Here is an 8995-nt window from a genome sequence, read left to right on the forward strand (position 1 = left end):
AGGTGTGCCGGACGGGTATTGCTGGAGCTTGCCCAGGAGGCCGGTATTGAGGGGGTAGAATTGCTTTTGTGAATAATGCACAAAAAACAATTTTAGATTTTTCTGCATTTAACCCTTGACATTTTCTAGAAAAAATTCATATACTGTATATCTTGCATATTTTCCCCTTCTATGCTATACTGATTTCCGCTAAGCGGCGGCGCAGTATTCTAGTCAGATCTGCCGTTTCCTAGGGAGGGCCTAAAAATCCTCTGAAGGGCACATCGATGAAACCCGTGGTGCCTGCTTGATACGCCCAGTTTTGGGTGGGTGCTGGGGGGAAGCGTACTCGGTACGCTTGCGGACTCAGGGCGTTTTCCAATGGCATGGTTTATCCGACCCTGTTTCCGTGGAGACCTGTTCTTGTGCGCGGACGTACTCCCACTGTGGTAATTCCGGCCCGCGTACGAAGCAGATTGTGAACCTGCAATGCGGTGCATCGGTCTTTCGGGGCCGTAACGCTGTGTGCAGCCGTAGCCTGCCTTGAGTGGGGCGGGTGGATTAGGGAACTACGGAGGGCGGCCCCGGCCAGGGCGGCGTTCCGATCGCCCTTTGAAACCCGTTTTGCAAAAGAGGCTAAAGAAGCGGACAGACTGTGGTGGAAATCACCTAGGCTGTCCTGACGGGGCAGAAAAGGGATTGCAGTGCGGACTAAGTGGCAATCGGGTAGCGCGGAGAGGCAACGCCGCGCCGGAGCGCCGAACGGGAAACCGCCTCCATCGGCAACGAGAGGTGTGTTCCGGGGAAATCCAACCCGTACCTAAGCCGTAAGATTTACTTTTTCTGCCGCCGCCGGCTTAGCTTATAAAACATAAGAGGCCGTTCCCCATGGGCGGTCCTTTCGGGAGGTTCCTTTGAAAAAACAGCAGAAGGGAAAGGCCTCTTCCCCATATCGTTGGGCCCTTACGGTCTTTTTGATGGCGGTGGTCCTCTCCGCCGTGCTGAGTCTGGCGTCGGAGTCGATGCTGGAGGGCGCGGGCGTGACCGCCGCTCTTTTGATGCTGGCGCTGTTCATCGGCCTGGGCATTTTATTCGACATTATCGGCGTGGCCGTCACGGCGGCGGACCCCAAGCCTTTTCACGCCATGGCCTCCCACAAGGAGAAGGGGGCCAAGCAGTCGCTGATGCTGCTGCGGAACGCGGGGCGGGTCTCCAGCGTCTGCAACGACGTGGTGGGGGACATCTGCGGCATCGTCAGCGGCGCCACGGGGGCGGTGATTGTCACCCAGCTCCAGCGTGCGCTGAATTTGCGGACGATGCTGATTTCCGTGGCCGTCACGGCCCTGGTCTCCGGCCTGACCATCGGCGGCAAGGCCCTGGGCAAGACGGTGGCCATTAAAAAGAGCACCCAGGTGGTCTATTGGGCCGGGCGATTTTTGTACCTGTTCCACCATTGAGAGGAGAAGCTATGCTTTTGGATTCCATCCACTCTCCCGCCGACGTCCGGGCGCTGCCGGAGGGCCAGCTCCCCCAGCTCTGCCAGGAGCTGAGGGAGTTTCTTGTAAAGAGCGTCTCTAAGACCGGGGGGCACCTGGCCTCCAACCTGGGGGCGGTGGAGCTGACGGTGGCCATCCACCGGGTCTTCGACACGGAGCGGGACCGGCTGGTCTTCGACGTGGGCCACCAGTGCTACGTCCATAAAATGTTAACGGGCCGGCGGGAGCAGTTTGCCACCCTCCGCCAGCTGGATGGCCTCTCCGGCTTCCCCAAGCCCCACGAGAGCGTCCACGACGCCTTCATCGCCGGGCACGCCTCCAACTCCGTTTCCGTAGCCCTGGGCATGGCCCGGGCCCGGACCCTGGGAGGGGAGGACTACCGCGTCCTGGCCCTCATCGGCGACGGGGCCCTCACCGGAGGGCTGGCCTACGAGGGGCTGAACAACGCCGGGGCCTCCGGCGAGCCCCTGATTGTCATTTTGAACGACAACGGCATGTCCATCAACCTCAACGTGGGGGCCATGCCCTCCCATTTGGCCCGGCTACGGTCCCGGCCCGGGTATTACCATTTCAAAAAGTGGTACCGGAGCTTGTTTGGCCCCCGGCCCATGAAAAATCCCCTCTACCGCTTTAACCACAAGATGAAGACCTTCTTGAAGCGGAGCCTCTTTCCCGGGAGCACCCTCTTTGAGGACATGGGCTTCACCTACCTGGGCCCTGTGGACGGCCATGACCTGCCCCGGCTGTGCGACGCTCTGCGCTGGGCCCGGGAATTGGACTGCCCGGTGGTGGTCCATGTGAACACCGTCAAGGGCAGGGGCTGCGCCTTCGCGGAGCGGAACCCGGACATGTACCACGGCGTGGGCCCCTTCGACCCCGAGACGGGCCTTTTGAAAAAGGCGGGGGAGGAGAGCTTTTCCTCCGTCTTCGGCAAGGCTCTGGCGGACTTCGCCCGGGAGGACGCCCGGGTCTGCGCGATCACCGCCGCCATGGCCGACGGCACCGGCCTTTCCGGCTTTGCCAAGACCTTCCCGGACCGCTTTTTCGACGTGGGCATTGCCGAGGGCCACGGCGTTTCCATGGCGGCGGGCATGGCGGCCCAGGGCCTGCTGCCGGTGTTTGCCGTGTATTCCACCTTTTTGCAGCGGGGCTATGACATGCTCATTCACGACGTGGCCCTGGAGAAGCTCCATGTGGTCCTGGGCGTGGACCGGGCGGGCCTGGTGGGGGCCGACGGCGAGACCCACCACGGCTGCTTTGACGCGCTGTTTCTCCCGGCCCTGCCGGGCTATACCGTCCTCTGCCCCGCCAGCTTTGCCGAGCTGCGGCATATGCTGCAAAGGGCCCTCTTTGCGCTGACCGGCCCCGTGGCGGTCCGCTATCCCCGGGGGGGAGAGGGGGCCTACCGGGACGACGCCTCGGACAAGCCGCTGGTCCGCCTCCGGGCGGGGCGGGACGTGACCCTGCTGAGCTATGGCGTGCTGGTAAACCAGGCATTGGCGGCGGCGGCGCTGCTGGAGAAAAAGGGCATCCGGGCGGAAGTCCTGAAGCTGAATCAGATCGCCCCCCTGGACGGGGCGGTTTTGGCGGACTTTTTCCAGGAAACGGATATCCTATTGGTGCTGGAGGACTGCTTCGGCGCGGGCTGTGTGGGCCAGCGCGTGGCCGCCATCCTGGCGGGAGAGGGGCGGGCCCCCAAAAAGCTGATCTTAAAGAACCTGGGCCGGACCTTTGCCCCGGAGGGCGGCGTCCCTCAGCTGGAGGAGCGCTTCGGCCTGGATGCCGCCGCCGTGGCCGCGGCGGCGGAGGAGGCTTGCCATGAGCGATAAAATGAGATTGGACCTGCTTTTAGTGGAGCGGGGCCTGGAGGAGAGCCGCCAGCGGGCCCAGGCCGTCATTATGAGCGGCGTGGTCTACGTGGACGGCCGGAAGGCGGATAAGCCCGGCATGGCGGTCCCCGCCGCCGCCGCGGTGGAAGTCCGGGGGGACAAGCTCCCCTACGTCAGCCGTGGCGGGCTGAAGCTGGAGAAGGCCATGGCGGCCTTTCCCGTCCATTTGGAGGGGGCCGTCTGCGCCGACATTGGGGCCTCCACCGGGGGCTTCACGGACTGCATGCTCCAAAACGGCGCGGCCAAGGTCTACGCCGTGGACGTGGGCCGGGGCCAATTGGCCTGGAAGCTGCGAAGCGACCCCCGGGTGGTCTGCCTGGAGCGGACCAACGCCCGGTATCTCAGCCGGGAGCAGGTGCCGGAGGAGCTGGCCTTCGCCTCGGTGGACGTGAGCTTCATCTCCCTGAAATTGATCCTGCCCCCCCTGGCGGCCCTGCTGGCGGAGGGGGGACAGGCGGTCTCCCTGGTGAAGCCCCAGTTTGAGGCGGGCCGGGAGAAGGTGGGGAAGAAGGGCGTGGTCCGGGACCCCGCCGTCCACTTGGAGGTTTTGGAGCGCTATCTGGACCACGCCGCGGAGGCGGGGCTGACGGTGCGGGGCCTGACGTACTCCCCCATCCGGGGGCCGGAGGGGAACATCGAGTACCTGGGCTTCCTGCAAAAGGGCGGCGGCGCGGCGGCGCCCTTTGATTTAAAGGCCCTGGTGGAGGAGTCCCACCAGGTCTTGAAGGAACACGGAGAGGGGGAGCGCCCATGAGCGCCAAGAAGATCATCCTGTGCCCCAATCCCAACCGGGATCAGGGCATGAAGGCAACCCGGGCGGCGGAGGGTATCCTCCGCCAGATGGGCTTTCAGACGGTGGTGTGCTCTCCCTTCCGGGACCGGAAGGAGGGGGCCTTCGGCGACTATGATGTCCAGCCCCTGCCCCAGGAGCTCCGGGGGGCGGATCTGCTGATTACCTTTGGCGGGGACGGGACCATCCTCCACCTGGCCAAGCTGGCGGCCCTTCACAAGATGCCGGTGCTGGGCGTGAACATGGGGGGCCTTGGGTTTGTGGCCGAGCTGGAGGTCTCTGAGCTGGAGCAGCTCCGCAGGCTCAAGGACTGGCAGTTTGAGATGGAACAGCGGATGATGCTGGATGTCTCCGTCTTCCGGGACGGGCGGCAGATCTATACGAATCTGGGGCTGAACGAGGCCGTCATCCGGGAGGGCCCCATCTCCCACGTCATTCATTTGAAGATCTCCTCCGATGGGCGGCATCTGGCGGACATTGCCGGGGATGGCGTGATTGTGGCGACCCCAACGGGGTCCACGGCTTACTCCCTCTCCGCCGGGGGGCCGGTGGTGGAGCCGGTGGCCCAGACCATGGTGGTCTGCCCCATCTGCATCCACAACATGCGCTTTTCCTCCTACGTCCTCAGCCCCGAGCACACGCTGACGGTGGAGTTGGAGCGGAACGGGCGGAAGCCGGTTTACCTTTTCGTGGACGAGAGCCGGGCCTTTGCCCTGCGGGCGGACGATAAGATTCAAATCCGCCGCTCCCGCTACGTGACCCGGCTGGTGCGGCTGACGGAGCGGAGCTTCTGCGAGATCTTCGCTCAAAAAATGCTTCCGGGAGGGATGGACACATGAAACTTGACCGGCAGGCCATGATCCTGGAGATCATTGCCCAGGAGAACATCGAGACTCAGGAGCAGCTGCTGACCCGGCTCCAGGCCCGGGGGCTCCGCTGCACCCAGGCCACCATTTCCCGGGACATCAAGCAGCTCCATCTGGTAAAGGAGCCGGCGGGCCAGGGGGTCTATAAGTACGCCGTCTCCGGCAACCGGACGACACTGAACGTGGCGGCGAAGCTGCGGACCATCTTCCGGGAGTGCATCGTCAGCATCGACTATGCTCAAAACATCGTGGTGGTGAAGACTATGCCGGGACTGGCCAACGGGGCCTGTTCCGCCCTGGACAATATGGACATGAACGACATCGTGGGCTCCCTGGCGGGAGATGACACCGCCCTGCTGGTGATGCGGAACACCGAGGCGGCGGAGCTGCTCTGCCAGGAGATAAAGGATATGCTTTGACTTAAAGAGGGGACTTCGTCCCCCCTTTAGATTCCCCCCACCAGTGACATCGGTCACTGGTGACGCCGCCCCAGGCGGCTAAGGTCAAGGAATTTTTGTGACGCGCATGTCGTCACAAAAATGATTTTAAAATGGAGGAGACGGCCGCCATGCTGGAGCTTCTGCACATCGAAAATATTGCGGTTATCGAGGAGGCGGACATCCAATTCCGCCCGGGCTTCAACGCCCTCACCGGCGAGACCGGAGCGGGCAAATCCATCGTCATCGACGCTATGGGGGCCGTCCTGGGGGGCCGGACCTCCCGGGACCTCATCCGCACCGGGGCCGCTAAGGCTTTCGTCAGCGCGGAGTTCTCCTCCGTCCCGGCGGAGCTGCCGGGCCTTCAGGAAAACGGCGTTTCCCCTGACGAGGACGGGAACCTGCTGCTCCAGCGGGAAATCTCCGGCGACGGCAAGAACGCCTGCCGGGCCAATGGACGGCCCATCACCGTGGCCCAGCTCCGGCAGATTGGCGGGGAGCTCTTGAATATCCACGGCCAGCACGACGGGGCCCAGCTTCTGGACGAGGAGCTCCACGGGGCCTATCTGGACCGCTTCGGCAAAACGGAGGAGCCCTTGGGAGCTTACCTAAGGGCTTACACGGTGCTCTCGGGCCTTCGGGAGCAGATCAGGGCCCTCCAGATGGACGAGGCGGAGAAGGCCCGGCGGGTGGACAGCCTCCGCTTCCAAATCGGCGAGCTGGAGCGGGCGGAGCTCCGCCCCGGCGAGGAGGAGGAGCTGGAAGCGCGGCGGAATCTCCTGCGCAACGGCGAGAAATACCTCTCCGCCCTCTCCGGCGCGGATTACTGCCTCTCCGGCGACGACGAAAGCGCCGGGGCGGTGAACCAGCTCCGGGACGCGGAGGAGGCCCTGTCCGGCGTGCGGAACCTGGACGAGGAGCTGGGGGCGGCGTACAAGCGCCTGGGGGCTTTGCGGAGCGAGGCCTATGACCTGGCGGAAACCATCCGGGACCTGCGGGGGGCCTTCGACTTCTCCCCGGAGGAGCTGGACGCGGCGGAGAGCCGGGCGGACCAGCTCTACCGCTTGAAAAAGAAATACGGGGCCACTGTGGAGGAGATGCTGGCCTATTTGGATCAGCGCCGGGCGGAGCTGGACTCCATCGAGACGGCGGACGACACGAGGATTCTCCTGGAGAAGAAGCTGGGCAAGGCGGAAAAGGCCGTTGGGGCGGCGGGAGCGGCCCTGACAAAGGCACGGAAGGCGGCGGCGGCGGTCCTGGAGGCCCGCATTCAGAAGGAGCTCCGGGACCTGGACATGAACCGGGTCCGGTTTGCCATCGACTTTGCGGAAAAGGACCCCGGCCCCGACGGCTGTGACGTGGTCCGCTTCCTGATGTCCGCCAACGCCGGGGAGGATTTGAAGCCCATCTCCAAAATCGCCTCCGGCGGCGAGCTGGCCCGGATCATGCTGGCGCTGAAAAACGTCCTGGCGGAGCAGGAGGCCGTGGGCACCCTGGTCTTCGATGAGGTAGACACCGGCGTTTCCGGCCGGGCGGCCCAGAAGGTGGCGGAGAAGCTGGCTCAGGTGAGCCGGGGAAAACAGGTCCTCTGCGTCACCCACCTGCCCCAGCTGGCCGCCATGGCGGACACCCACTTCTCTGTGGAGAAGGGGGAGGCCAAGGGCCGGACCTACACCCATGTGGTCCTGCTGGATCGGGAGAGGCGGAAGGCGGAGCTGGCCCGGATCACCGGAGGCTCCAAAGTGACGGAGGCGCTGCTGAAGAGCGCCGGAGAGCTGCTGGACGCGGCGGAAGCCTATCGGGCAGCATTATAAGAGATATTACAAAAGATTTTATGAAACATACGGGAGGGGCCGCTATGAAATCCAAAGCCGCTGTGAAGCGCATTATTGAGACTTTGAAGGGCGTCTATCCCGAGGGGCTGTGCTCCCTGCGGTATGAGAAGGATTACGAGCTCCTCTTTGCCGTGCGCCTCTCCGCCCAGTGCACCGACGCGCGGGTGAACCAGGTGACCCCCGCCCTGTATGCCCGTTTTCCCACCCTGGAGAGCTTTGCCGGGGCGGACCCCAGGGAGGTGGGGGAGTACATCCACTCCTGCGGCTTTTACAACGGCAAGGCCAAGGATATGGTTCTTTGCGCCCAGCGGCTGCTGGCGGATTTCGGCGGGAAGGTCCCCGGCACCATGGAGGAGCTGACCAGCCTCCCCGGCGTGGGCCGGAAGACCGCCAACCTCATTCTGGGGGATATCTACGGCCAGCCCGCCTACGTCTGCGATACCCACTGCATCCGCATCACGGGGCGCCTTGGGATCACGGACGGGTCCAAGGACCCCCTCCAGGTGGAAAAGCAGCTCCGGGAGGCCCTGCCCCCCAAGGAGTCCAATAACTTCTGCCACCGGATGGTTCTCTTTGGCCGGGACACCTGCACCGCCCGGAGCCCCAAGTGCCAGGGCTGCCCCCTTGCGAAGGACTGCGACACGGCGAAGGCCGGGCAATAAGAAAACGAAGCGCCTGTGCGAGAGCACAGGCACTTTTTTGCCTTCCGGCTCATATACTGGCCTTGAAGACCGCAAAGGAGGAAGCGATATGGATGAGAAATCGGCCCAGATGGCCGAACAGCTCCGGAAGAATCCGGCGATGCTGAAATCCCTGATGCAGTCCCGGGACGGCCAGACGCTGATGCGGATGCTGACCCAGGACGACGGGGGCGCGGGACTGCGGAAAGCGGTTCAGTCCGCCGCCAAGGGCGACGCCGGAGCCATGACCCAAATGGTGAGCCAGATCATGCAGAGCCCCGAGGGGGCGGCGCTGGTAGAGCGCATCAACAAGGCGGTTCAGAAATAGCTTTCATGACGAGGGGGTTGGGCCCGTATGGCGGAATTTGACGACAAGCTGAACAGCATACTGTCCAACCCGGACGCCATGAGCCAGATTATGCAGCTGGCCCAGTCCCTGGGCGGGGGAGGGGCGCAGGAATCCGCCCCGCCGCCCCCGCCGGACCAGCCCGGCGGGCAGCCGGGAGGGCCCGCCTGGGGGAATCCGCCGCAGGCCGCTCCGCCGCCCGCCGGGGGCGGTGGAGACCTGCTGTCCTCCCTGTTGGGAGGCGGAGGGCTGGACATGGGACTTCTCACCCGCCTGCTGCCCCTGATTCAGGAGCTGGGGGGCCAGCGGGACTCCAACGCCCGGAATTTACTTTACGCCCTGCGGCCCTATCTGCGGAGCGACCGCCAGGAGAAGGTGGAGCGGGCCCTCCAGCTGGCAAGGCTGTTCCACCTGGGGAAGAAATTCCTCTCGGGATGGGAGGGCTGAGGCATGTATAACCGCTACATCCGCAACGACAACGGCTCTTATACCCGCATTCCGGAAGAGGGGCCGCCGCCCGGTGGACCGCCGCCGGGAAGCCCGCCTCCGGAGGAGCGTACTTCCGGGGAAACGCAGTCCGGTGGAGCGCCCCAAGGGGGCCCTTCCCCGGGCGGCGGGCCTTCTCCGGGCGGGCCTCCGTCCGGCGGGGCCCGGCCAAACGGGCCGGGGCCTGGGCG

The 8995-nt window shown here is 64.5% G+C and carries 9 protein-coding genes; all 9 read left to right on the plus strand.

The window, feature by feature from the left end:
• Positions 1–893: 893 nt before the first annotated feature.
• The 9 genes from Q1M04_RS15565 (at position 894) to Q1M04_RS15605 (ending at position 8765) form a co-directional block, all read left to right on the plus strand.
• Entirely contained in the window at positions 894–1436 is a 543-nt protein-coding gene (locus Q1M04_RS15565; RefSeq protein ID WP_295757371.1) for a CNNM domain-containing protein, read from the plus strand.
• A gap of 11 nt (positions 1437–1447) precedes the next feature.
• On the plus strand, positions 1448–3304 hold the full coding sequence (gene dxs, locus Q1M04_RS15570) for a 1-deoxy-D-xylulose-5-phosphate synthase (RefSeq protein WP_295757370.1): 1857 nt from the start codon (positions 1448–1450) through the stop codon (positions 3302–3304).
• Positions 3294–4118, plus strand: a complete 825-nt coding sequence (locus Q1M04_RS15575; RefSeq protein ID WP_295757369.1) for a TlyA family RNA methyltransferase — start codon at positions 3294–3296, stop codon at positions 4116–4118. Before dxs ends, Q1M04_RS15575 begins: the two co-directional genes overlap by 11 nt.
• Complete coding sequence (locus tag Q1M04_RS15580; RefSeq protein WP_293281107.1) at positions 4115–4993, plus strand: NAD(+)/NADH kinase; 879 nt, start codon at positions 4115–4117, stop codon at positions 4991–4993. Before Q1M04_RS15575 ends, Q1M04_RS15580 begins: the two co-directional genes overlap by 4 nt.
• Positions 4990–5439 carry an arginine repressor gene (gene argR, locus Q1M04_RS15585; RefSeq protein WP_293281104.1) on the plus strand — a complete coding sequence of 150 codons (450 nt, stop codon included), beginning with the start codon at positions 4990–4992 and terminating at the stop codon, positions 5437–5439. Before Q1M04_RS15580 ends, argR begins: the two co-directional genes overlap by 4 nt.
• Positions 5440–5588: 149 nt before the next feature.
• Positions 5589–7271, plus strand: coding sequence for a DNA repair protein RecN (gene recN / locus Q1M04_RS15590; protein ID WP_297997032.1), 1683 nt, complete (start codon positions 5589–5591; stop codon positions 7269–7271).
• Between the two features lie 44 nt (positions 7272–7315).
• Positions 7316–7954: an endonuclease III gene (gene nth, locus Q1M04_RS15595; protein WP_295757366.1), complete on the plus strand. Its 639-nt coding sequence runs from the start codon at positions 7316–7318 to the stop codon at positions 7952–7954.
• Positions 7955–8042: 88 nt separating this feature from the next.
• A complete protein-coding gene (locus tag Q1M04_RS15600; protein ID WP_293279560.1) occupies positions 8043–8300 on the plus strand; it encodes a hypothetical protein in 258 nt (85 codons plus the stop codon).
• Positions 8301–8327: 27 nt separating this feature from the next.
• Positions 8328–8765 (plus strand): hypothetical protein, encoded by a 438-nt coding sequence (locus Q1M04_RS15605; protein ID WP_204790720.1) that lies wholly within the window; start codon positions 8328–8330, stop codon positions 8763–8765.
• The last annotated feature ends 230 nt before the right edge of the window (positions 8766–8995 follow it).

This window comes from uncultured Oscillibacter sp. (assembly GCF_950073225.1).
Classification (GTDB): domain Bacteria; phylum Bacillota; class Clostridia; order Oscillospirales; family Oscillospiraceae; genus Oscillibacter.

Bases quoted from the DNA above. Each gene is read 5' to 3' on its own strand.
- dxs (WP_295757370.1), top strand. From the start codon at position 1,448: ATGCTTTTGGATTCCATCCACTCTCCCGCCGACGTCCGGGCGCTGCCG.
- Q1M04_RS15575 (WP_295757369.1), top strand. From the start codon at position 3,294: ATGAGCGATAAAATGAGATTGGACCTGCTTTTAGTGGAGCGGGGCCTG.
- Q1M04_RS15580 (WP_293281107.1), top strand. From the start codon at position 4,115: ATGAGCGCCAAGAAGATCATCCTGTGCCCCAATCCCAACCGGGATCAG.
- argR (WP_293281104.1), top strand. From the start codon at position 4,990: ATGAAACTTGACCGGCAGGCCATGATCCTGGAGATCATTGCCCAGGAG.
- recN (WP_297997032.1), top strand. From the start codon at position 5,589: ATGCTGGAGCTTCTGCACATCGAAAATATTGCGGTTATCGAGGAGGCG.
- nth (WP_295757366.1), top strand. From the start codon at position 7,316: ATGAAATCCAAAGCCGCTGTGAAGCGCATTATTGAGACTTTGAAGGGC.
- Q1M04_RS15600 (WP_293279560.1), top strand. From the start codon at position 8,043: ATGGATGAGAAATCGGCCCAGATGGCCGAACAGCTCCGGAAGAATCCG.
- Q1M04_RS15605 (WP_204790720.1), top strand. From the start codon at position 8,328: ATGGCGGAATTTGACGACAAGCTGAACAGCATACTGTCCAACCCGGAC.